Here is a 23114-nt window from a genome sequence, read left to right as displayed (position 1 = left end):
CTCCTTTATTATTCTTTCCTTCGGCGGGTGACGAAGGAATTAAAGGAAATCAAAGAACCTCGAACTTGATGGTCTCGGTGATGAATGTTATGTCGAGCTTGTCGATTCCCGGTATCTTCTTGGTGACCTCTGCGATTATCTTCTCGAGCTCCTTCATGTCCTTCGGCCCAACGATGTGGACAACGAGGTTGTGGGAGCCAAGGGCGCGCTGGACTATCTTGATGTTCTCGTCCTCGACGAGGGTGGAGATAACCTCGTCGATGCTGACTGACGGTTTGACGGTTATGCCAAGGATAACGTGGACGTAGCCAAGGGCGTCGTAGTCCGGTATGACGGTGTACTTCTTTATGACGCCGTTCCGCTCGAGGCGGTCCATTCTCCTGGATATCCTCTGCCTAGTGGTGCCGAGGATCTCGGCGAGCTCTTTGTAGGTGAGGCGGGCGTTCTTTGAGAGTAGCTTTAGAATGCGGATATCGATTCCGTTTATTTTATCCGCCATCTTGTCACCTCCCCCGTATTTAATCGGGAGTTGCCGCTGGATTATAAAAATGTTTCTATACCTTGGATTATCCACAATCTCGAAGTCACCCGTCCGGGCATAAAGCTCCCCTAATTAGGAGCTATAGCATAACCGGTTGTTATGGTAAAATGAAATTATCCCCTTTTGACATCATCGACATCTTTCCACCGGCTTGAATCCCTGGCCAGGTACTTCTCCACGCTCTCTCCGAGGGCCTCGAGCAGGTCTATTCCGTAGTAGTTGGCGATGCAGGCCAGGGCAAAAAGGGTGTCGCCCAGTTCCTCCCTCAACCGCTTTCTATCGCCTTCTCCCTTGATGCCCTCAATCTTGAGCAGCTCGTCCGCCAGTTCGCCGACCTCTTCCATCAGCGCCGCCAGCATCTCAAAGGGGCTCCAGTAGCCCCCGAACTGCTTTATAACCCTGTCCACTCTCTCCTGGTGCTCGTTCATCTCTCACACCAGCTCGACCCCGACCTTCTCAAGGTACCTCTTGAGGACCTCGCGGTTGGTCCGGTAGAAGTGCATCTTGCCCTCTTTCCTGACCTCTATCAGGTTCAGCGACCTCAGGGTGCGGAGGTGATGGCTGATGAGGGTCTGGTCCTGCTCCAGTATCAGCGAGATTATGCAGACACAGAGCCAGTTGTCCTTGAGGAGCTTGAGTATCTTGAGCCTCAGGGGGTTGGAGATGGCCTTGAGGAACTTCACCACGTCCTCCTCAACCTCGGTGTCCACCTCCCTGTCAAGTGCCGGTATGCCGCACGTTTCGTGACACTGCATCACGGTTCTTCTCTGCTTCTCGTCCAGCCTGTCCAGAATATCCCCCACCTTCATGCCCAACACCAAAACCCCTAGCGTGCCAACCTTTTTAAGAATTTTCACATGAACGTGACCTCTTGATCACTCTACGACCTCTATCTTGACTGCCTTTCCATCGCTCCTATAAGCCCTGACCGAGTCCTCCGTGAAGGGGTACGCTATTATTAGGTGCACGCCGCCGAACTTCGAGAAGAAATGCAGATCCGCCCCGGACGGCCGGGGGTTCGGCCCCGGGTGGGAGTGAACGGTCCCCTTTACACTCTCATCGTGGGGAAGGAGCCAGGTATCAAAGAATGCCGAGTTCCTTCCGAAATGGGGGTTGGGTGCTATAAGAACCTCCTCAAAGATTCCGTCCCTTTCCCTGAGAAACCCTGCGAATTCGTTGGGATAAAAGCCCCTGGCCAGCTCGAGCAGGTACTCGAGCAACTCCCGCCTTATCCTGACCTTTTCCATGCTCCCACCTTCATTAAAAATTGGGTCAAAGAACTGCCACCGCCTCTATCTCGACGTCCACCCCCTTTGGGAGGTTCGAGACCTCAACGACAGCCCTTGCGGGTCTGGAGGTCGAGAAATACCTCTCATAGACCTCGTTGAATCGGGCGTAGCCCTTCATGTCCCTGAGGTAGACGGTCACCTTGACGATGTTCCTCGCGCTCCCTCCGGCGGCCTCAACAACCGCGAGGAGATTTCTGATGGCTCTCTCCGCCTGGGCCTCTATCGGTCCATTCACGAGCTCCCCGGTCTCAGGATCTATTGGAATCTGCCCTGAGACGAAGAGAAACTTTCCCTCGGCGATAACTCCCTGGCTGTAGGGCCCTATCGGGGCAGGGGCCCTTTCCGTGAACACGACTTCCTTCTCCATGCCAATCACCTCACGTCGAATCAGCGAAGCGAAGACTCCTCACGGCGGCTGGGGCACCGCTCGGGTGTCCTCGGCGTCATCATCTTCTCTCGGTTCACTTCTTCTCCAGGTACTTTTCCAGGCTCTTGGCCGGAACATCGAGGGAAAGGCCTATCTTTTCGAGCGCCTTCCTCAAGGCGTAGACCCTCGCGTGCTCGACGAAGGGTTCGGACGCGTAGTTCTCGGCTGGAAAGTGCCTGTACTTCTCAACGACGGCGGGAATGTCCGACTTTCTAACCTTCTTGAACTCGCCGAACCAGGAGTCAATTCCATCGACGTCGATTCCAGCGTAAACGGGGAGCTTAGCGGTTATGCTCTCGTTTATGCTCGCGAGGAGCCTTGCAACGTCCGCCATGGGGGTCTTGTCGTCGATTATCAGCCTCCTGACGGCCCTCCACTTGCCGTGCTCCGCGCTGAGGTGGAAGGCGGTAAAGTTCACGTGGTCCTCGTTGTAGGGGAACACTATCCTGACCTCGGTTAGGGGTTCCTCCGGATAATCGATGGGCACTTTTCCAGACAGAACCCCCCTGACCAGGAGGGCCCTGGCGACATCAACGAGGAGTTTCTTGAGCTTCTTGTCCTCCTCGAAGACAAGCTGACCCAGCTTCCTTGCGGTTCCGGGAGACTTGAGGGCGACAATGGCATCGCTCAGATCCTTCCTACCCATCTCCTCCGCGAGGCTGGCTATGCCGGCCACGTTCATGACCTCGGTGAGGTACTCTGGAATCTTGGCGTTTACGGTGTTGGCTATGCTGGCTATGAAGTGGGCGATCTTTTCGTCCTCCATGTCGATGAGCCTGTCCGCGACCTTCCAACTTCCGTGGCGCGCGGTAAACACTATCTGATCCTCAACCTTCATCGCTCTCACCACCCCCTATGGAGTCCAAGGCATATTTTAGCTTTTTCTTATCCCGCTCAAAAAAGTTATAAATCGCCCCGGGAATCCAGACTTAGAGGAAGAAAAGAGGGAAGCGGTATGGGGGACGAAGAGAAGGTTAAAGAGGCCCTGGCCCCCAGGGAATACGGCGAGAGCCTCGAGCTGGGCGTTGAGTTCAGCACGACCGAGGAGATTAAGGTTCCTGAGAAGCTAATTGACCAGGTCATCGGGCAGGAGCACGCGGTTGAGGTCATCAAGACGGCCGCCAACCAGAAGAGGCACGTTCTCCTCATCGGCGAACCCGGAACCGGAAAATCAATGCTCGGTCAGGCGATGGCTGAGCTTCTCCCCACCGAGAATCTAGAGGACATACTCGTCTTCCCGAACCCCGAAGACGAGAACATGCCAAAAATTAAAACCGTCCCGGCCTGCCAGGGGCGGAGAATAGTCGAGAAGTACCGTGAAAAGGCCAAGAGCCAGGAGAACGTGAAGTCATATATTCTCCTCTTCGTTATGTTCACCGTGATGCTAGCCCTCTTCATCGACTTCAACGCCACGACCCTTCTGATGGGCCTCTTTGTCGTCATACTCACCATAATGGCCCTCTCCAACATGCGCCTCAAGGGCTCCGTCCTCGTCCCCAAGCTCCTCGTCGATAACTGCGGCAGGAACAAGGCCCCCTTCATAGACGCCACAGGAGCGCACGCGGGAGCACTGCTTGGCGACGTGAGGCACGACCCGTTCCAGAGCGGTGGACTCGGGACGCCGGCCCACGAGCGCGTTGAGCCTGGAATGATTCACCGCGCCCACAAGGGAGTACTCTTCATAGATGAGATAGCTACTCTATCCCTTAAGATGCAGCAGAGCCTCCTCACCGCGATGCAGGAAAAGAAGTTCCCGATAACCGGCCAGAGCGAGATGTCGAGCGGCGCTATGGTTAGAACCGAGCCAGTACCATGTGATTTTATACTCGTCGCCGCAGGAAACCTAGACACCATCGAGAAGATGCACCCCGCTCTGCGCTCGAGAATCAGGGGATACGGTTACGAGGTCTACATGCGCACCACGATGCCCGACACGCTTGAGAACAGAAAGAAGCTCGTGCAGTTCGTGGCTCAGGAGGTCAAACGCGACGGCAAGATTCCGCACTTCACCCGTGATGCGGTGGAGGAGATAGTGAGGGAAGCGCAAAAGCGGGCCGGCAGGAAGGGCCACCTCACGCTTCGCCTTCGTGACCTCGGCGGTATCGTCAGGGCGGCCGGGGACATAGCAGTCAAGAAGGGCAAGAAGTACGTCGAGAGGGAGGACGTTATAGAGGCCATCAGAATGGCTAAACCGCTCGAGAAGCAGCTCGCCGACTGGTATATCGAGAGGAAGAAGGAATATCAGGTTATCAGGGCTGATGGAAGCGAGATTGGGCGGGTGAACGGTCTCGCCGTCATCGGCGAGCAGAGCGGCATAGTTCTTCCGATAGAGGCGGCCGTTGCCCCTGCCGCCAGCAAGGAAGAGGGCAAGATAATCGTCACCGGAAAGCTCGGTGAGATAGCGAAAGAGGCCGTCCAGAACGTCTCGGCGATAATCAAGCGCTACAAGGGAGAGGACATAAGCAGGTATGATATCCACGTTCAGTTCCTCCAGACCTATGAGGGCGTTGAAGGAGACTCCGCGAGCATAAGCGTGGCAACCGCTGTAATATCCGCCCTGGAGGAGATACCGATAAGACAGGACGTGGCCATGACTGGTTCGCTGAGCGTCCTGGGTGAGGTGCTCCCGATAGGCGGTGCCACGCCAAAGATAGAGGCGGCTATCGAGGCTGGAATAAAGACTGTTATAATACCCAAGGCCAACGAAAAGGACGTCTTCCTCAGCAGGGACAAGGCGGAGAAGATACAGATATTCCCCGTCGAAACCATCGACCAGGTCCTTGAGATCGCTCTGGTTGATACCGAAAAGAAAGAGGAGCTCCTTAGGCGCATAAGGGAAGCCCTCCCCCTCTCCCGATGAGCCCCACAGCACGGCCTTTTCTTTCCCTTTACATTCAGTTCACACACGTGTCCAGAAATGCTTAAAAAACGTCCCAATCACGTTACCCAAGGAGGTGAGCTAATGCTCAAAGTTGAGAACCTTCACGTCTCGGTAGATAACAAGAAGATCCTCGATGGGGTGAATCTGGAGGTTCTTCCCGGCGAGTTTCACGTTGTGATGGGTCCTAACGGCAGTGGAAAGTCCACGCTGGCGCTCACGATAGCCGGCCACCCGAGGTACTCGGTTGATGAAGGGAAGATAATCTTCAAAGGTGAGGACATTACGGAGCTTGGCCCGGACGAGAGGGCTAAGAGGGGGATAATGCTTGCCTTCCAGCACCCGCACGAGGTTGAGGGGGTTAAAATAATCGAGTTCCTCCAGCAGGTTCTCGCGGAGCTCAAGGGACTGGACCCCGTTGAAGCCTACGACCTAATAGTTGAGAAGGCCAAGGAGCTGTGGTTCCGGGAAGAGGACCTGCACCGCTACGTGAATGTGGGATTCTCCGGCGGCGAGAGGAAGAGGCTAGAGCTTCTCCAAGCCCTACTCATAGAACCCAGGCTTCTCATACTCGACGAACCAGACAGCGGTGTGGACGTTGATTCCCTCAGCGTCATTAGCAGGAAGATTGAGGAGCTTCACAGGAAGGGAACGGCGATACTCCTGATAACTCACTACGGCAGAATACTTGGCCACCTCGACAGAGAGAGCCTGAAGGTTCACGTCATGAAGGACGGCAGGATAGTGAAGACCGGCAGTGGAGAGCTCGTCGATAGGATAGAGAGCGAGGGCTTCGGCGGGATATTCGAGGAGGTGAGAGAATGAGCCAGATATCCCTCCAGGAGGCCAAGGAGATAATATCCCAGGAGATAGAGGAGCTCGCGAGGAGGAACAGGGAACCGGAGTGGATGACACGGATAAGGTACAAAGCTTTGGAAGCCTTTGAGAAGGCCCCACTCAACGACCCGCTCATAAGCGAGGAGGAGCTGCTCCAGTTCATCGCCAAACCCGAGATAGAGGGCCTTCCTGATCACATCGAGAGCCTCGATGACCTCCCTCCCGAGATGAAGGCTTTGCTCGACAGACTTGGCATCTCCGAGGTCGAGCAGAAGTACATAGCCGGCCTGGCCGTCCAGACGGACACGGGTGTAATCTACAACGAGTTCCTCAAGGAGTGGGAGAAGAAGGGGTTGATAGTGCTCCCCATGGAAGAGGCCGTTAAGAAGTACCCCGAGATCGTCAAGGACCACTTCCTCAGGCTCTTCCGCGCCGACGAGAGCAAGCTTACCGCCTACCATACGGCCGTCTGGAACGGAGGGATATTCCTCTACGTCAAGGAGGGACTCAAGGTCCCGTTCCCGCTCCACCTGTTCTTCCTTATCCAGGAGAGCGCTTTGGCCCAGGCCCCCCATATAATCATAATAGCGGAGCGCAACAGCGAGTTCCACCTCATAGAAGGCTGCACCGCCCCGGTGCTCGTCAAGCACTCCCTGCATCTCGATATGACTGAAGCATACCTCCACGACGGGGCGAAGGCCCAGCTCACGGTACTCCAGAACTGGCCGGAGTACGTCCACACGAGGCCGATGACGAGGGCGAAGATAGGAAAAGGCGCGCGCTTCATCAACACCACCGTCGGCCTGGGAACCGGCAGGAGCAACGTCGCCAACCCCAAGTACTGGGTGGACGAGAACGGCTACGTGGAGCTTAACGGAATACTCCTGGGTCAGAAGGACTGGTACGTCGATCTGGGCGGCGAGATGTACCTCCGGGGCAGGGGAGCGGCAGGAATTAACGCGAGCAAGGCCGTCATAATGGACGAGAGCACCGTGATAACGCGCGGCGTCATAAAGGCGGAGGCGCCGAGGACGAAGGGGCACATAAGCTGCGACGCCCTGCTGATGAGCGACAAAGCGACGATGGAAACTTACCCCGGCCTGGTCAGCAGGGTCGATGATGCCGAGCTAAGCCACGAGGCGGCGATAGGCAAGATACGTGAGGAGGAGCTGTTCTACCTGATGTCAAGGGGACTCAGCGAGGAGAAGGCGACCCAGCTCATCGTCAAGGGCTTCCTTGAACCAATGCTCAAGGACATTCCGATGGAGTTCCTCGTCGAGATAAGGAAGATCATCGAGCTGGCCGTCAGCGGGGGAATGTAACTGAAAAATTTTTCTTTTATTTTCTTGATCCCCAAATTTCTCGCGGTTTTTCGTTAGGAAAACCTAACTAAAGGTTTTAACGGTTCTAGAGTTCGCATTTAGGGTGATAGCATGGATCCGATGGCAAAGGCTTTCGAGGAGGCAAAAAAGAACCCGAAAATGAGGAAAAAGCTGAAGGTAAAGGCCGCTTTTTCGATGCTACTCTTCGTGATGTTCCTGGGTGTGATATTCATAACGGTTGGGACGGCAATTGCCAGTAAAAACGGCAGCTTTCTGGGAATGACCCAGCTCGACTTCCTCAAGCTCCGCGCCCGCTACGGCATCGTCATGATGTTTCTCATAATAATTCACCTGCTGATGAACAGAAGTATAATGAAAAAGGAGCTGGAGATGCTGTTTGGTTGATTCTCTTCGGTTCTTCGATTCAATTTTTATTTAATTCCGTGATTCAGTTTCTGCAAGTTTTTCAACGAGTTCGACCACTTTTGGGAGGGCATTCTCGACTTCCTCGCTCAGCTCCATACCGAGGTCTACCTCTTTCGCGACGACGCCGATGAAGTGTATATCCGCTTTGGCAAGGCGCTCGTCCAGGGCCATGAGGAGCTTAAGGCCGTCTATCGCTCCCATGAAGTGGGCGCTCCTTATCTCCCCCTTCAGCTTCTCGAAGACCTCTTCGCCCCTCAGGTGGATTATCTTTCCGGGCTCAAGCTTTTCGCTCAGGATTGCATCGATGATTATCAACCGCTCCTCGCCTTTGTAGTGGGCGGAGAGCATGAATATGTCCGTTCCAACTTCGAGGACGTTGTACCCCTTCTCCGAGAGTATTCTGCCGGCCTTCAGTCCTATTCCATCGTCCTTCATCAGTTCGTTGCCGAGGGCAAGGATGAGTGTTCTCAAGCTATCACCCCGTTATCAGCTCGACACCTTCTGCCCGTGCGGGGCCTTCAAAGTCGTCATCGAGAGTTGCCAGTGCAAAACCGTGCTCGATGCAGGTTGCAAGAATCAGTGCATCGTTAGGGAGCATGGCGTACTTTTGGATGAGGTTTTTGGCTATTTGAGACGTCCTCCCGCCGAGTTCGACAAAGGCATACTCTTGAAGGGATTCAAAAATCAGATCCAGTTCTGAAGGCAGTCTTTCAGGTTTTCCCTTTATACTCCTCGGGGATACACCAGAATAGAAGCCGATCAGGAGGTAGACAACCTCACTGAAGACTATTGGATTCACGAAAAGGGCGTCACCCGAATCTATGAGACCCAAAAGGATTTTCCTGGCTTTAGGGTTCCCCTTGAAGTGCTCAATAAGAATCGAGGTATCTAGCAAGACGTTCCTCATGCATCTCCCTCTTCATCTCTTTCCATGTTTTGTCTGTCTTGAGTATCCCAAAGAGCTTCTCCATGTTTTTCCGTAGTTTTTCGCGGTTTCTGAGGTATTTGGCCATCTCCTCAACTTCTTTTTTGAAGCTCTCCTCATAACCCTCGGGAACGTTCACCCGGATGACTATCTCTCCCATTTTCCTCCCCAGTCTTTGGTAATTCTCAAGGCCTTAAAAAAGTTGAGAAATCAGAGCCTCGCGACGTGCACCGAACAGGAGATGCACGGGTCGTAGGCGCGGACGACCATCTCCGCGAGGTACTTGAGCCTCTCCGGGTCGTCGTTGTAGTGCTTCTCGGCCATCATTCTCACGTGGACTTCCATCATCGCTAAGTTAAACGCGGTCGGTGTTATTATGTCAGCGTAAGCCACCCTTCCGTCCTTGACCTGGAGGGCGTAAACGAGTATCCCGCGCGGTGCCTCCGTCGTGGAAACGCCGAACCCGTCCCTCATCTCGACCTCGTCCCTCGGCCTTATCGGCCACTTGGCTAGGGCCTCGTCTATGAGGTCGATGGCCCTCTCGGTGAAGTAGACCAGCTCAAGGGCTTGGGCGAGGTTGTTGGCGAAGGGGTTGGTCGGCCTGAGCAACTCCCTGTGGCTCTTGTAGAGCTCCTTCGCCCTTCCGTAGAGGAGCGGGGCGTTGTTGACGACCCTCGATATCGCCCCGACCATGAAGGGCTCCCCGTGGTAGTGGGAGTGCTTGGCGAAGCTGTGCTCGACCACGAACTCCCTTATGTGCTCCTTGTAGTCCTCGCTCGGGAACTCGTTGCCATCGCTGGCCTTTATGTGGTCACCGTAGATCCCGTAGAGGTCTCCCCTAGGCTTCACCGCCAGGTGAGTTATCGGACCCTCAACTTCTTCGTACTGCTCCAGCTTGGAGAACAGCTCAAAGGTGTACTCTGCCTTCGGAAGGGCCTCCTGAAGGCGCCTCTTCATCTTCTCAAGGGTTGCCCTGCCTGGCAGCTTGCCGAAGCCGCCGAGGACGACGTTCTCCTGGTGTATCGCCCTCGCTCCGAGCTCGTCCATCATCCAGCTTCCGAGGTTCTTGAGGTCGAGGGCTATGCCTATCTCCTTCCTGTACTCGTCCACCATCTTGAGCGGGTTGGAGTAGCCTAGGTAGTCGGGGAGAACGAGGAGGTAGAGGTGCAGAGCGTGGCTCTCTATCATGTCCCCGATGTAGAGAACCTCCCTGAGGGCCTGTATCTCCTCGCGCGGTTCAAATCCGATTGCCTTCTCGGCCGCCTCCACCGCGGTGAGCTTGTGGGCAGCCGAACAGAAGGAGCATATCCTCGGGTAGACCGCTAGGGCCTCGTCGAGCTTCTTGCCTATGGTTATGGCCTCGAAGAACCTTGGCCCCTCTATGATGTTGAGCCTGACCTCCTTGACACCCTCGTCGCCCACTATGATCTCCGCGCCACCCTTACCCTCAACGCGCGCTATGTGGTCAACGGTGATCGGAAGGTAGAGGTTCTTCATTCTTCCACCTCCTGGAATATCTTCTCAACCATCTCCTCGAGCTTTGGGTTGTAGGCGTTGAACATCTTCATACGCTCCAGTATCTCCTCCTTGGTGAGTCCCTTCTCCTTGAACGTCCTGGCGAGTGAGTCGAACCAGGCAACATCGTAGCCTATCGCGCCGCGGCAACCGATGCACGCCACCCCGAATCCCGGGCACCTCGCGTCGCAGCCGGCCCTCGTTATCGGTCCAAGGCACGGTTCGCCTTTCTCGATGAGAATGCACGGGTGTCCCTTCAGCCTGCACTCAACGCAGACGGGGTAGTCGATGTCCTCCGGCCAGGAGCCGACGAGGAAGGTGCCTATCGCGTAGAGGAAGTCCTTCTTCTCCGGCGGGCAGCCGTAGATGCGGTAGTCCACCTTGATGTAGTTCTCGACCGGCTCGGCCATCTTCGGCTCGAACTTGACCTTTCCGTCACCGTAGACGGTCTTCCATAGCTCCTCAAGGCTCTTGTCCTTCTCCCAGCTCTGCACACCTCCTTGGACGGCGCAGGAACCGACGGCCACAACGATTTTCGCGTTCTCGCGTATCCTCTTGACGAGCTCAACCTCTTCCTCCGTTGAAACGCTTCCCTCGATGAAGGCTATATCAACCGGCTCGTCCTCGTAGCTGTCGCGCTCGAGCATGTACCAGCAGACGATTTCAGCGCGCGGAAGCAGCTGGAGGAGCTCGTCCATCATAGCTAACTGGAGCTGGCAGCCGTAGCATGAGGTGAGGGCGTAAAAGCCGATCCTAATTTTCTTCTCCTCCATCTCCACCACCTCAGTCCAGTAAGCCAGGCGTTGATACTATGTCGAAGTACGTGAAGACCGGGCCGTCCTTGCAGATGTACTTCCAGCTCGTGCTCGTTCCGACGTTGCAGTGGCCGCACTTGCCTATGCCGCACTTCATCTTCCTCTCCAGCGTCACGTAGATGTTCTCCGGCCGGTAGCCGTAGTTGATTAGGGCCTCAAAGACCGACTTGTACATTCTCGGCGGGCCGCAGATTGCCACCGCCGTTTTCTTCGGGTTGGTGTTAGCCTCGACTATGAACTTCTGGGGCCTGCCGTGCCTTCCCGGCCAGTCTGGGTCGCGCGTAACGCTCTGGATTATCTTGACGTTCTCGGCCTCGGCGAGGTCCTTCATCGCTTCGAGCTCCTTGTAGAAGAGCAGGTCTTTTCCATAGCGGGCCGTGTTGATGAAGGTTATGTTGCCGTACTTCCAGCGGTTGTCCATGGCATAGAGGAAGACACTCCTGAGCGGTGCCGTTCCGAGACCGGCGGCGATGAGCAGTAAATCCATTCCCTCCCACTCATCAACGGGGAAGCCGTTACCGTAGGGACCGCGAACGAGGACTGTATCCCCTGGCTGGAGCCTGTGGACGACTGTGGTGACCCTCCCGGCTTTCCTGATGCACAGCTCGAAGAAACCCTTCCTCATCGCGGAGGAGCATATGCTTATCGGAACCTCTCCAACGCCGGGTATGGTGAGCTGGACGAACTGGCCGGGCTTGAAGGTCCACCTCTCGGCTATCTCCGGGTCCTCGAAGCGGAACAGGAACAGCTTTTCCGTCTCTGTTAGCGGGTACACCTTGAGCACTTTAACCTTATGAAGGGCGTAGGGATTCTCGCCGGGCATCATGATCTCCCTTGGAACTACCTCGCTCATATGTCCTCACCCCTTATCTCCGAAGCGTAGGCGAAGCCCCTCTTCGGGATCTCCTCACTTATCTCGGAGGGGCAGGTCTTCTCTTCGAGACCCATTATCGTGCGCAGGTTCTTCACGAAGTTTATTCCCGCAGGGCAGAAGTATGTGCACCTTCCACAGCCGACGCAGTAGCTTATGCCGAGCTTCTCATTGTAGGAGTTCTTGCAGAGGTAGCGGTTCATGAAGCGGGCCTTCTTCGTCGGCCTGAAGTTGTGGCCTCCAGCAACCAGACCGTGGCTCCTGAGCTGGCAGGAGTCCCAGCGCCTCTCACGGTAGCCGGTGTTCCCGTCGAGGCTGACTATGTCCTGCACCTCGTAGCAGCGGCACGTCGGACAGGTGGTGTTGCAGTTGCCGCAGGCGAGGCAGATTTCAGCCTGCTCGTCCCACATCGGGTGCTCCATCTCGAGCTCGAGGAGGTAGCGAAGGTTGCTCCAGTCCTCGTGGTACTTGAAGGCCTTCGAGCGTTTGTTCTCGAACTCGCGGAAGTTGCAGATGTCCTCGGTGGTGACCTCCTCGAAGAGCTTGATGTTCTTGTCCACTATGCGGTGCCCGGTTGGGGTTCCGACGCGGACGAGCCAGCCGTCCGGAAGCTCGTGAAGGAACAGGTCGAAGCCGTCGTCGGCGAAGTCCGTTTCACGGAGGTTGCAGAAGCAGTACTCGTCGGGCATACAGCTGATGCCTATAATGATGCCCTTCTCACGCCTCACCCTGTAGTACTTGTCCGGGAGTTCGTCGAGGTAAACTGTGTCGAGTATCTTGAGGCCAAAGATGTCGCAGGCGTGGAGACCGAAGAGTACGAAGGGTTCAACCTCTTCGATGACCTCCTTGTACTCCGCTTTTGCAAGGTTGAACTCGAAGAGCTTTTCTCTAGGCAGGAAGAAGAACTTCTTTGGCGGCATTATCGTCCTGTTGTAGTGAAACTCGACCTTCCTGACGTCGTCTATCTCCCTGAAGTCGTAGAACTTCTCGGATATCTTAACCGGGGCGTAGAGCTTGCCCCACTCCTTCAGCCTTTCAAGGAACGCGTAGGTGTTCTCCTTCGGAAGCTTAACGTATCTCAACCCAACCACCTCCAATGAACAGGATTATGCACGTGCTCATCTTTATCCCCTCAACTGATGCTTAATCGGCGGATAAAAAAGCGTTTTTAAACCCGAAAATTCTAAACCAAAGGTTTACATCGTTTGTTTAGCCGGACCAAAAGAGAAAACAAAAGGAATTGACTTTTGGGCTTGAACCGCAAGATTTTTATTAGGGTGCCCTAACTGATGATGGTTTTGACATGAAGCAGCTCGTTCCTTGTTGCTGTTCATGCTCACAGTCTCTCTAACTCCCGCTGGGACGGAGCCAGGCTGGGAATGGAGGTACCACGACGAATGCATAGTTTTCTCAATTGCGTTCAGCGGCAACGGTAACCTACCGCTTTATTCGCTCTCCCTCCTGCTCCTGATGGCCCTGGGGTTCATTCTCCTCTCAGTGAGGGCCCTGCGAAAGGCCTATTAGGGCTCTCCCCGCGACATCTTGTCCAGCTTGAGATAGAAGAAGAGGATTATCATGAAGATGGTGATGTAGTAGCTCCACTGGAAGGGTATGACGCCCATTATTCCGAGGGTGTAAATCCCCGTGAGGACCAGAACCACAGCGAGCAGGATTCTGTAGAACGTCTTCCTCTCCATGCTCCCACCGTGGGAAAATAGGGAAGGGAGCTTTTAACGTTATTGAACCCTAATAGATGTCCTCCTCCAGCACCAGGAACGCCGAGGAAACCTTAAAAGCCAGCCCCCTGGCCCTACCCTCCCTTTCAGCGGCTACTATGCTTTTCCCCATCATCTCGGCTATTTCAACGTCGCTCCTCGACTTCGACCTCCTGGAGGCCCCAATGGCGACCTTGAATTCACCGTTTCCTGCTGGAGAGACCCGGACCCAATTCACTTTGACCTCCTCGGTCCCGGAAAGCCTCTCCAGGAGGAACGCTTCCAGCGCCCTTGCCGAAACGCCCTTTCCACCGCTCTCCTTGAGCTTTCCGGCGAGCTCTCCTATCCCCGCCTCGCGGAGTATTCTCTCGACCTCCGCCTCCACCTTCTCCCTGTTTATCGCCGCGGTGTCCTTTCCACCGAGTGGCACCTCGAGAACCCTTCCTCCCCTGACGTGAGTCCTAGGTGCGGGCACCTTCAGCACGGGTTTTCCCGGGGTTCTGGTCAGGCTGAACTCCCTTATCACAACCCTGGTGTCGAAGCCGGTCTCCCGGGATATGGCCTCTGACAGAACTCGCGCCAGCTCGGTTTTTTCCACTTCACCGGCCGAGAATGCCTCCACGTTCCCCCTAACGAGGAGTATGTCCCTACCGGTTGCTCCGTATCTCACGGAAGCCTTCAGCTCGGCCCGTCCAATCGCAACACCGAGGGTCTTGTAGGCCCTTGACACCGCCTTTAGGAGGGCTTCCTCGAGGCGCAGGTAGACGTCGCTCGGGGCGTCGAGGGAATATGAAAACTCCACCGCCGTCGGAGTGTCCCGGGTTTCTGTCTCTCCCTGGAGGTGGTCGAGAAACTCGAACTTGTCCAGTTCTACTATCTCGACGTTTCTCAGCTCCTCAGGCGGTTCGGTGTATTTCTTCACGACCCTGCCGCCCCCGTGGAGGAGAATCTTCTCCCCAGAGGCCCTAACGAGAAGGAGCTTGTTCCCCATATCTTCGAGCCTCTCAAGCAGTTCGTCGAATTTAATTGAGTCGAGCGATTCTATCGCCCGCATGGTATCACCGTTGGTGTTATGTGCATTCGAGTATAAAACAGTTACCTCGAGAATATGTTATGGCATTCAGGGACAAAGAAGAAAAGTGGGAGGTTCAGCCCCCGGTCTCGGCCGTTGCGTTGCAGGCCAGGGGCTGGGGCTGAAGGTTAAAGACGTCGGGGTGCAGGTACTCGGCTATCTCCTCCAGCCCGTGCACTATCCTCGGCCCGGGCCTCACGACCAGGTTCTCGTCGCTGAGGACGTAGACCCTTCCCTTCTTCACCGCATCGACGTCCGCGAGGGGACCGGAGCAGAGGTCTTCGGGCTTTATCCCCGCGTTGGGCGAGATTATTATGACCTCTGGATTCCTGGCTATTATCTGCTCCTCGCTCGCCGCTCCCCAGCCGCTCACATCGCCGAAGATGTTCTCGCCGCCCGCGAGCCTTATGAGGTCATCGATGAAGGTTCCTGCTCCGGCCGTCCAGTAGCCGTTGTAGTAGCTCAGGAGGAAGAAGGTCTTGACCTTTGGCTGGTCGGAGACCATGGAAGTGACGTAGACTACCCTGGCCTTCATGTCGGTCACGACTGCCCTCGCGCCCTCCTCGCGGTTGGTTACTCTTCCAAGGAGCTCGATGGCGTCGTAGACCTGACTTAGGTTCTTGGGGTCGATTACGACGACCGGCGCTATCTTCTCCAGGCTCCCGAGTATCTCCAGCGAGAAGCCGTCCGCGAGAATGAGGTCCGGCTCGAGCGATGCTATTGCCTCGAGGTTGGCGTACTTGCCGTAGCCGCCTATCCTGGTGATGTTCTTAACCGCCGGCGGGAAGTCGTCGTAGTCGGTAACCCCGATGACCTTGTCGCCCGCGCCTATGTAGAAGAGGCTCTCCGTTATGCTTGGAGCCAAGGTGACTATTCTCATAGGCTCGCTCTCGATGGTCACCTCCCTGCCCGCGAAGTCGGTCACGGTGAGCGGGTACTCGATCTTGAAGGCCTCCGGGTGGAGGAGCCGGGCAACGGTCTCAAGGCCCCTGACGACGCGCGGGCTCGGGTGTATCAGGTCGTTCTCGTTCTCGATGACGTAGACTTTTCCACTCTTGGCGGCCTTAGTGTTGTCTAACGGCCCACTGTAGACGTCCTGGACGGTCATGCCACAGTGTGGGGTGAGGATTATGACGTCCGGGTTCCTCTCTATGACCTGCTCGGGACTCACCGTCGGCCAGCCGGTGGTGTCGTTGAAGATGTTCTCTCCGCCCGCCAGCTCAATGACGTCGCTTATGAAGGTTCCACCTCCAGCGGTCATAAGCGGGTTGTTCCAGACGACGTAGAAGACCTTAATCCTGGGCTCGTCCTTCACCGCCGAGCTTATCTCCTCCAACCCCGCCTGGAACTCTGCGGTTGCCCTCTTTGCCTGCTCTTCGGCGTTGAACACCCTGCCTAAGAGGTCGAGGGCCCTTGGGATATCGTCAAGGCTGTGGGGATCCACGATGACGACGGGGGCTATCTTCTCTAGCTGGTCGAGTATCGTCAGCGAGTAGCTGTCCGCGAGAATCAGGTCGGGCTCGAGCGACGCTATCTTCTCCAGGTTCGCATACTGGCCGTAGCCACCTATCCTCGTGACGTTCGCGACCTCCGGCGGGAAGTCGTCGTAGTCGGTAACGCCGACAACCCTCTCAAAGAGGCCGAGGTAGTAGAGGTCCTCGGTTATGCTCGGCGCGAGGGTTACGACCCTCTCGGGGGCTTTCTCGATGGTAACTGTTCTGTTGGCGAAGTCCGTTACGGTTATTGGATAGTACGGCTTCTCGGTCTCGGTGGGCGTAGGGGTGGTCGTTGTTTCGGTTGGGCTGGGAGAGCTGGTGGTCTCGCTCGGGGTAGTGCTGGGAGTTGTGCCGGGAGTCGTGCTCGGAGTGGTTGATGTCTCTCTACCGTTCAGACAGCCCGAGGCAACGACGGCTCCGATGAGGAGCACCAGGAGCAGAAGGGCGGTTCTCTTCATTGCTCATCACCTGGATTAATTGTCCATCACTGGTTTGGCTGGGGGTATATAAAGTTGTTGGATATTTTCGCCATAAAAATTGAGAAGAACTCAGCGCTTTTTAACCAGGAGAAACGCGAGAACCGCCGCACTGAGAAGGAGAATAGCGAGAACTGCCACAAGCCAGCCGCTTCCAGAGCTTTCCTCTGGGGAAGTTGTGGGAGCTTGGTGGGTGGAGGAAGAGGTCGCCGAGTCGGCCGTCCATGACGAAGAAGTCGTCGTGTCCTCGTTCTCCGACGTGGTGGTTGTGGTTCTTCTCGTGGTGGAGGTGGTTGTGGTGGACAAGGTTTCGGCTTTTTCCAGCGTGTAGGACTGCCTGACTGCCCAGTTCAGGAGGTTCGAGACGAACCTCTGCCCGTCGAACAGGTAGTTGCCGTAGCGATTGACCCATATTGGAACCTGGCTCCCGTAGGGGCTCTCGCCGCTCACTATCAGGATTCCCTCGGCCCCGTTGGGGAGCTTCACGAACTCCACCGCGAGAAGCGTGAATATGCCCTTCTCCCAGACTCCGTACGCCCTGGGCTCCGGCGCCCTGTTGTCCTCGATCATTCCGTTCGAGCTTGTGGTGACTATCCTGTAAACACCCTCCGGTATTTCCCCAATTATCAGGGGGTGCCACTTCCCGGAATCATCGACCCACGCGATAACGCCCCCCTCGTGGAAGAGAACCTTTCCCACCTCTCCGATGTAGCCCTCGTTGAGCACGCTCGCTCCGGGCGTGTGGAGGTCAGGTCTAACGAAGCCAGAAACGTACGAGCTTTTGCCGGCGTTGCTGAAGGTGTCCGTAACCGTCGCGTAGTCTATCCTGAGCCTCACCCCGGGTATTGCGGAGAGAAGCTTGTTGGCGTTGTCCTGAACGTACGAACCGTCATCGATATCGGAATCCCCCGAGACCCAGAGAACCTTTCCGCCCAGCGAGAACCACTTCACCACAGCTTTTATCTCATCATCGTCGAGCGGCTCGTGAAGCTGCCCGATGATGAGGACGTCCACGTCTCTGAGGGACTCGTAGGTTATCCTGTCACCTAGGAACTTTGCCCCCGCACTTTCAAGGTCCTGATAGCGGCCGAAGTAGGCCCACTCGTACCAGGAGAGGGTCGGCACGATGCCCTCTCCGATGACCCTGCCGCTTGCGGGGTCCACCACCGGATTCACCAGCGCCACAGTCCCCTCCCCGTGGGAAACGTCCACAGCCACCGTCGCGGCCTTGGCGCAAGGAGCTAGGAGTATGGCGATGAGAACGAGAATGGGAATCCACCTCATCTCGGACACCTCCTCAGGCAGGCTTAAGCCCTGCCTTTGCCTATGCGGAAGATGTCCACCCTCGTGATTATCCCGGTTATCTTGCCCTCCCTGTCCTGGACGAGAACCGCAGGGTGCTCTTCCAAGAGGTACTTGACGACCTCGAGGTCCTCGTCCTCGTTCACTATCGGGAAGGGCTCCTCCATTACCTCCATGACCTTGTGGTCATAGATGTCCTCGTACTCGAGGCTCTGTCTAACGAGGGTTTTCTCCGTAACGGAGCCGACGACCTTGTTGCCCGCTATGACCGGGATCTGGGAGATGTTGTGCTCGTTCATCAGCTTGATGACCTTCTCGACCTTCTCGTAGGGCTTGACCGAGAGAACCGGAGATGACATGACGTCCCTGGCGGTGAGCTGGGCCCTCTTGCACTCGAGGAGAGCCTGAAGGATTCGGTTGAACGTCGAGAGTCGCGGATCGACCTTTCCCGTCTCTAGCTTGGCTATGTACGCCTGGGTCACGCCGGCCCTCTCCGCCAGCTCCTCCTGGGTTATGCCGAGCTCCTTCCGGATTCGCCTTATCTCCTGGGGGTCGATGGGTCGGGGGATTATCACCATAAATAACCACCGGTTATGTCGGCTCTCAAAAACTAAATCCCTCCCGGTTATAAGCCTTCCTCAGAAGTGCGTCGAAGTGTGGGCCGGGCACAGAGGCCCGCGCTCATCGCTCACGCGGGTGGATGCTCCCGGCCCTGTGGGCTCGGCGTGAGCACTCTCCGCTCACGGAACCCGATACCTCGCGGAGGCGGGTAGACCGAGCCCGTGCGAGGAGACGTATTGTCCCCTCGCTGTCGGCGATTGGTTCTATGACCGACCACCTTAAAAACCTGAGCCTCAGCCTGTGGAGATGAGTATCACTCCCAGCACGGCAAGAATAAGTCCTTCAAGTATCTTCCTGTTGGGCGGTTCCTTGAGGATTAATATCGCTAGGGTGGAGGCTATTATCGGGTTTATAGCCGAAACGGGGGCCGATATCTGTGAGCCGACGAGGTTTATCGAGTAGACGAAGAGGTACTGCCCGAGGAGCAGGCCGGTGGCCGCGGCGCCGGTCAGGAGAAGCGCTTCCCGAAGGGTTATCCTCCTCAGCTCACCCGCGTACCTCGGCAGGAACAGTGACACTGCTAAGGCCGCGAACATCATTCTTATCCCCGCGAGCGTGAGCACGTCCACGTAGCCGGTGAGCCAGTCCATAGTGAGTATCGCGAAGCTCCAGGAGATTGGGGCCAAGATCGCGAAGAGAAATCCCTTGGGGTTTATCCTCTCTTCCTCCTCCGCCTTCCTCACGACCACTATCGCGGAAACCACCAGCGCGGCGCCCACGATTATCTGGGCGCTCACCTCCCTCCCCAGGAAGAGGGAAGCCCACAGTATGACCCATAGCGGATAGGTGGAAGTTATCGGAACGGTTCTTGAGACGCCCATCATCTTGAGGGCGTTGAGGTAGAAGTAGTCGCCAATGACGAATCCAAAGGCCCCCGAGACGAAGGCAACCGCGAGCAGCTTTGGCGACAGCTCGGCGACCTTCGAGAAGGTGCCGTTGGCGAGGAATATTGCCGTAAACATCACCGAGACAGCATAGAGGCGGAAGATGTTGGCCGCCACCGGGCTCTTGTCCCGCATTCCGGCTTTTATCAGTATCGTCGATGCCGCCCACGAGAAGGCCGATGCCAGCGCCGCCAGAACTCCGAGGATTAGAGCGTCCATGTTGGTGGGTGGCACAGTTAGCTTAAAAGCTTAACGTTTAGATGTTCGACGAAATGTCGGCAAGCTTATTAAGACCACCGGCAAGGGGGAGGTGATGATGACCTCGGCAGTGCTGACGCAAGGATGATGACGATCTTGAGTGCTGACGAACTGACCTCCCTTCCGTCTTGAGGAGCGAGGTTTTCAAGAGGATAAAAAGAGACAGCTCAGCGGATAATCACGTTGAGCCTCCGCACCTTCATTGAAATTCCGTACTCCCTGGACACGTCCTTGATGACCCTCTGGACCGTGGCGGCTATGTCCTGCTTTATCTTGTCGTCGGAAACTCCGGAGAACGAGCCGAACAGCCCGCCGACGTTCTCCCTTATGAAGCTGGCCTCTATGTCCACGTAAACGGTCGTCCCCTTGACCTCGTGGTTCAGCTTGAGCCACTTGAAGGTGACGCGCGGGACGAGCTTTAGCTCCGCGTGAATCCTGTTCTTGAGGGTCTCCACGGCGGGTTCTATGCGGCTCCTGAGCACGGTCTCCTCGCTTTCCTTCTTCTTTTCCTCCGTGAGGACTGAGAGCTCGTCTATTCCAGCCTCCTTGAGGAGCTGTTCGACCTCCTTCTCCAGGAGGGCCTTCTTCGCCAGTATCTCTGCCGCCTTGCCGCTCTCAACCGGGGCAGCTGTCTGGACGGCGGTGGAGGAGGTGGATTTGGATACCGTCTCCACATCTATGTTGTGGACGGTTATGTAGCGCTTCAGGCTCCTGCCAAGCTCCCTGGCGTGCCTGCTCACCACGTCCTTCACTATCCTCTGAACCGCGTCCTTCGTCATGCTTGTCTCAACAACCAGGGAGAGGTTGATCTCAAACTCCTTGCGCCCCCTGATGTCGAAGTGCGCCTTGTCCACCTTTATGCCAGCGCTCTCTATCTCGTTGATGACGGTTCTCGCGTAGGCGCTGAAGTACGGCCACACGTCCTCGAGAACGGAGAGGGTTATCCTGCCGTCCTTTGTCACGTTGCCGGTCTTCTTCTTGTCCTTGTCCACTATCTCCTGCGGCTTAACCTCCTGACCGTCGATGATTATGCTCACGTCCCTGATTATCGGCTTGACCTCGGCTTCCCTGAGGAGAACCGGTGCGTACTTGCTGACGGCGTGGAGCATTCTCTTCTCCGCTATCTCAACGTCCCTTGAACTGCCGGTTGAGCTGCCGTAGATGTGAACGTTGAGGTAAACCACGCCCTCCCCAACGTTGGCATCGAATTCAATCTTGTTTATCGTGAGGCCCCTTATCCTCTTGGCCTCCCTGAGGAGGTCCTCGGCGTAGACCTGGAACGCCCTCTCGGGAATGCTTCCCCCTGTAAGATTCACAATGACCTCCGGCTTTCCTGCGGGAGCCTGAGGCGCGGGCTTCTCCGCGACGGCAGGCTGGGCTGAAACTGCCACCTGAGACGCCGCCGCTTCCGCGGCCATTGCCGGTTCGCTCGGTTTCTGGGGCGGCTCTTCCTTTACGCTCTCAGAGGGGGGTCCCTCGCCGGAAATCTGGAAGAGTTCGCTCAGGGGGACCTTGGGGGTCTGGGCGTAAACCTCAACATTATCCGCCACGGACAGCTTGAGCTCCAGCTCATCGAGGTCATAAACGTCAACGACCATCGGTTTACCGACGAATGACTTCAGCACGCTTATTGCTTCCTCCCCTGATAGATTTTGCTTCGTGTCCACCACGAGGCACTCCGCGGCCAGCACCTTTGACCTGTCGAGGAGGACCGTTATGTAGTACTTGCCGTCCGATTTCTTAGCGAATATCTTCAGAAATGCTCCGTTGCCCTTGGATAGAGCCTTCTGAATAAGCTCCCCAAGCTCCCCCGCAGATGTTACTACCACGTTTTCCATGAGTGGCCTCTTGTCCGGCAGCTGCATGGTCACCACCATTAGCTATATATATCCCTCGGTCAAAGAAACCCAGAGAGGAGTTTCACCGTCCTAGTATATCGGCGCTTGTATTTAAACATTATTGTGCAAAAAGGTGGGGAACATGCGGGTGCTGGTACTTGGAGGAGGGGCAATTGGCCGTTCCATCGCCGAGTCCCTCAGGGGCGAGTTTGACGTGACGATCATAGAGAAAGATGAAATACGCGCCAAGGCCCTGGAGGAGAGCGGGTTTCACGTCGTCCAGGGGGACTTCTCCTACACCGCCACGCTCCTCAAGGCGGGCATAGACCGGGCCGAGCTCGTTATAATAACCACCATGAACGTGGACACCATCAGGAAGACGGTTTATGTAATCAGGACCAACAACAAGGAGGTTCCGATAGTTACGGTTCTCCCCGATGACCTCGGCCTGGACGATCTCGTGGCTCAAATAAACGAGGAGTACGAGGCCGAGGTCAAGGTTGATTACGCCGTTTCACCAGGAAGCGCTCTCAAGGAAGCCCTGGTCAGGACGGTTGAGCGGATCGGGGAGCGGAAGAACGCGAACCTTCTCGTCAAGAAGCTCAAGGAGCTCAGGAGTCAGAGCGAGTGGCTCCTCATAGTGATGCACGACAACCCCGACCCTGATGCGATAGCCAGTGCGGTGGCGCTGAGCGTCATAGCCCAGACCCTCGGCTTCAAGACCCAGATAGTCTACGGCGGCGAGATAGCGCACCACGAGAACAGGGCCTTCGTGAACCTGCTCGGCATCGACTTGAGGAAGGTATCGCGCGGCTCCTACGAGCTGAAGCGCTACCCGTTCATAGCCCTTGTGGACTGCCAGCCGAACGGAAACCTCACGACCCTTGAGCAGTCTGACTACGAGAGGATAAAGATACTCATAGACCACCACCAGATACTCCAGCACCTCCAGGAGCTTATCCCCGAGGACGCGTTCCTCGACATAAGGCCCGACGTCCACTCTTCCTCGGCGATTCTCGCGGAATACCTCAGAATGCTCAACATCTCGCTCTCCCCCCTGCTGGCGACGGCGCTCTTCTACGGGATATACATAGACACCAAGAAGTTCTCCAAGCTCAGCCACGTTGATTTGAAAGCCATAGAGTTCCTCGCCGGCAAAGTAGACTACGAACTCCTCGACAAGATAGAGCACCCGGACATAAGCACCGAGACTGCCGAGATACTGGCGAAGGCAATAATGAACAGGCGCATCTACAAGAACGTGGTCATAAGCAACGTCGGCTTCATCACGAACCGCGACGCCATAGCCGAGTCCGCCGACTTCCTGCTCCGGTTGGAAGGCATAAATACCGTCCTCGTCTTCGGAATCGTCGATGACAGGATAGAGATATCCGCCAGGACGAGGGACGTCAGGGTGAACATCGGGGCGGTTCTCAGGGAGGCCTTCGGCGACATAGGAAGCGGCGGCGGACACTCCCAGTCCGGGGGGGCGAGGATACCCCTCGGCATATTCAAGCTCGCCAAGGACAAGAGCTCGCTCCTGAGGCTGGCGGAGGAGGCCATAACGGAGAAGTTCCTGGAGGCGCTAAAAGTTAAAGAGGGCTGA

Annotated in this window: 26 protein-coding genes; 6 read left to right on the top strand and 20 right to left on the bottom strand. The window is 56.2% G+C overall.

The genetic code is table 11. The features are described from left to right. Positions 1-49: 49 nt before the first annotated feature. The 6 genes from CL1_RS00790 to CL1_RS00765 all read right to left on the bottom strand — a co-directional run bounded on the left by CL1_RS00790 (position 50) and on the right by CL1_RS00765 (position 3095). Positions 50-499, bottom strand: a complete 450-nt coding sequence (locus CL1_RS00790; protein WP_014788013.1) for an Lrp/AsnC family transcriptional regulator — start codon at positions 497-499, stop codon at positions 50-52. Positions 500-654: 155 nt separating this feature from the next. After that, complete coding sequence (locus CL1_RS00785; RefSeq protein WP_014788012.1) at positions 655-969, bottom strand: MazG nucleotide pyrophosphohydrolase domain-containing protein; 315 nt, start codon at positions 967-969, stop codon at positions 655-657. A 3-nt stretch (positions 970-972) separates the two neighbouring features. Then, entirely contained in the window at positions 973-1350 is a 378-nt protein-coding gene (locus CL1_RS00780; protein ID WP_014788011.1) for an ArsR/SmtB family transcription factor, read from the bottom strand. Between the two features lie 66 nt (positions 1351-1416). Then, positions 1417-1788 carry a Mov34/MPN/PAD-1 family protein gene (locus CL1_RS00775; protein ID WP_014788010.1) on the bottom strand — a complete coding sequence of 124 codons (372 nt, stop codon included), beginning with the start codon at positions 1786-1788 and terminating at the stop codon, positions 1417-1419. Between the two features lie 25 nt (positions 1789-1813). Beyond that, positions 1814-2197: a RidA family protein gene (locus CL1_RS00770; RefSeq protein ID WP_014788009.1), complete on the bottom strand. Its 384-nt coding sequence runs from the start codon at positions 2195-2197 to the stop codon at positions 1814-1816. A gap of 94 nt (positions 2198-2291) precedes the next feature. Next, positions 2292-3095: a DUF2666 family protein gene (locus tag CL1_RS00765; RefSeq protein ID WP_014788008.1), complete on the bottom strand. Its 804-nt coding sequence runs from the start codon at positions 3093-3095 to the stop codon at positions 2292-2294. Positions 3096-3212: 117 nt separating this feature from the next. Between CL1_RS00765 and lonB the strand changes: the two genes are divergently transcribed. From lonB to CL1_RS00745, 4 genes are all read left to right on the top strand, one after another. Beyond that, entirely contained in the window at positions 3213-5117 is a 1905-nt protein-coding gene (lonB, locus tag CL1_RS00760) for an ATP-dependent protease LonB (protein ID WP_014788007.1), read from the top strand. Positions 5118-5219: 102 nt separating this feature from the next. Continuing rightward, on the top strand, positions 5220-5960 hold the full coding sequence (gene sufC / locus CL1_RS00755) for a Fe-S cluster assembly ATPase SufC (RefSeq protein WP_014788006.1): 741 nt from the start codon (positions 5220-5222) through the stop codon (positions 5958-5960). Next, on the top strand, positions 5957-7294 hold the full coding sequence (locus CL1_RS00750; RefSeq protein WP_014788005.1) for an SUF-like minimal system protein SmsB: 1338 nt from the start codon (positions 5957-5959) through the stop codon (positions 7292-7294). Before sufC ends, CL1_RS00750 begins: the two co-directional genes overlap by 4 nt. 111 nt (positions 7295-7405) lie before the next feature. Continuing rightward, entirely contained in the window at positions 7406-7699 is a 294-nt protein-coding gene (locus CL1_RS00745) for a hypothetical protein (RefSeq protein ID WP_014788004.1), read from the top strand. 30 nt (positions 7700-7729) lie between these two features. Here the strand turns inward: CL1_RS00745 and CL1_RS00740 are convergent, their stop codons facing one another. From CL1_RS00740 to hydB, 7 genes are read right to left on the bottom strand one after another with little or no spacing between them, the layout of a single operon-like run. Continuing rightward, on the bottom strand, positions 7730-8191 hold the full coding sequence (locus CL1_RS00740) for a hydrogenase maturation protease (protein WP_048151648.1): 462 nt from the start codon (positions 8189-8191) through the stop codon (positions 7730-7732). A gap of 4 nt (positions 8192-8195) precedes the next feature. Next, positions 8196-8627, bottom strand: coding sequence for a type II toxin-antitoxin system VapC family toxin (locus tag CL1_RS00735; protein ID WP_014788002.1), 432 nt, complete (start codon positions 8625-8627; stop codon positions 8196-8198). Further along, positions 8590-8805 (bottom strand): hypothetical protein, encoded by a 216-nt coding sequence (locus CL1_RS00730; RefSeq protein WP_014788001.1) that lies wholly within the window; start codon positions 8803-8805, stop codon positions 8590-8592. Before CL1_RS00730 ends, CL1_RS00735 begins: the two co-directional genes overlap by 38 nt. Positions 8806-8855: 50 nt before the next feature. Further along, on the bottom strand, positions 8856-10142 hold the full coding sequence (gene hydA / locus CL1_RS00725; protein WP_014788000.1) for an NADPH-dependent hydrogenase/sulfhydrogenase 1 subunit alpha: 1287 nt from the start codon (positions 10140-10142) through the stop codon (positions 8856-8858). Then, the gene (hydD, locus tag CL1_RS00720) at positions 10139-10933 is read right to left on the bottom strand and encodes an NADPH-dependent hydrogenase/sulfhydrogenase 1 subunit delta (RefSeq protein ID WP_014787999.1); all 795 of its coding nucleotides are present in this window, start codon (positions 10931-10933) and stop codon (positions 10139-10141) included. The genes hydA and hydD overlap by 4 nt, the downstream gene beginning before the upstream one ends. A 10-nt stretch (positions 10934-10943) precedes the next feature. After that, the gene (gene hydG / locus CL1_RS00715; protein WP_014787998.1) at positions 10944-11828 is read right to left on the bottom strand and encodes an NADPH-dependent hydrogenase/sulfhydrogenase 1 subunit gamma; all 885 of its coding nucleotides are present in this window, start codon (positions 11826-11828) and stop codon (positions 10944-10946) included. Further along, the gene (hydB, locus tag CL1_RS00710) at positions 11825-12928 is read right to left on the bottom strand and encodes an NADPH-dependent hydrogenase/sulfhydrogenase 1 subunit beta (protein WP_014787997.1); all 1104 of its coding nucleotides are present in this window, start codon (positions 12926-12928) and stop codon (positions 11825-11827) included. Before hydB ends, hydG begins: the two co-directional genes overlap by 4 nt. 250 nt (positions 12929-13178) lie before the next feature. Here hydB and CL1_RS00705 point away from each other — a divergent pair, with 250 nt between their 5' ends. Then, positions 13179-13370: a hypothetical protein gene (locus CL1_RS00705; RefSeq protein WP_048151645.1), complete on the top strand. Its 192-nt coding sequence runs from the start codon at positions 13179-13181 to the stop codon at positions 13368-13370. On the opposite strand, the gene CL1_RS10710 is transcribed toward CL1_RS00705, so the two are convergent. From CL1_RS10710 to CL1_RS00670, 7 genes are all read right to left on the bottom strand, one after another. Continuing rightward, the gene (locus CL1_RS10710; protein ID WP_014787995.1) at positions 13367-13543 is read right to left on the bottom strand and encodes a hypothetical protein; all 177 of its coding nucleotides are present in this window, start codon (positions 13541-13543) and stop codon (positions 13367-13369) included. The genes CL1_RS00705 and CL1_RS10710 overlap by 4 nt on opposite strands. A 49-nt stretch (positions 13544-13592) precedes the next feature. Next, the gene (locus CL1_RS00695; RefSeq protein ID WP_014787994.1) at positions 13593-14615 is read right to left on the bottom strand and encodes a hypothetical protein; all 1023 of its coding nucleotides are present in this window, start codon (positions 14613-14615) and stop codon (positions 13593-13595) included. A 94-nt stretch (positions 14616-14709) separates the two neighbouring features. Next, a complete protein-coding gene (locus CL1_RS00690; protein ID WP_014787993.1) occupies positions 14710-16587 on the bottom strand; it encodes an ABC transporter substrate-binding protein in 1878 nt (625 codons plus the stop codon). Between the two features lie 90 nt (positions 16588-16677). After that, the gene (locus CL1_RS00685; protein WP_014787992.1) at positions 16678-17889 is read right to left on the bottom strand and encodes a hypothetical protein; all 1212 of its coding nucleotides are present in this window, start codon (positions 17887-17889) and stop codon (positions 16678-16680) included. 23 nt (positions 17890-17912) lie between these two features. After that, positions 17913-18485 carry a CBS domain-containing protein gene (locus tag CL1_RS00680; protein WP_014787991.1) on the bottom strand — a complete coding sequence of 191 codons (573 nt, stop codon included), beginning with the start codon at positions 18483-18485 and terminating at the stop codon, positions 17913-17915. Positions 18486-18761: 276 nt separating this feature from the next. Then, positions 18762-19631 carry a DMT family transporter gene (locus CL1_RS00675; protein ID WP_014787990.1) on the bottom strand — a complete coding sequence of 290 codons (870 nt, stop codon included), beginning with the start codon at positions 19629-19631 and terminating at the stop codon, positions 18762-18764. Positions 19632-19837: 206 nt separating this feature from the next. Beyond that, a complete protein-coding gene (locus CL1_RS00670) occupies positions 19838-21535 on the bottom strand; it encodes a DUF2226 domain-containing protein (RefSeq protein WP_014787989.1) in 1698 nt (565 codons plus the stop codon). Positions 21536-21650: 115 nt separating this feature from the next. Here CL1_RS00670 and CL1_RS00665 point away from each other — a divergent pair, with 115 nt between their 5' ends. Then, the gene (locus tag CL1_RS00665) at positions 21651-23114 is read left to right on the top strand and encodes a DHH family phosphoesterase (protein WP_014787988.1); all 1464 of its coding nucleotides are present in this window, start codon (positions 21651-21653) and stop codon (positions 23112-23114) included.

Origin of the sequence: Thermococcus cleftensis (assembly GCF_000265525.1) — an archaeon.
GTDB classification, from domain to species: domain Archaea; phylum Methanobacteriota_B; class Thermococci; order Thermococcales; family Thermococcaceae; genus Thermococcus; species Thermococcus cleftensis.
The sequence above is the reverse complement of the archived record's forward strand: the minus strand, read 5'-3'. Positions and strand labels throughout refer to the sequence as shown.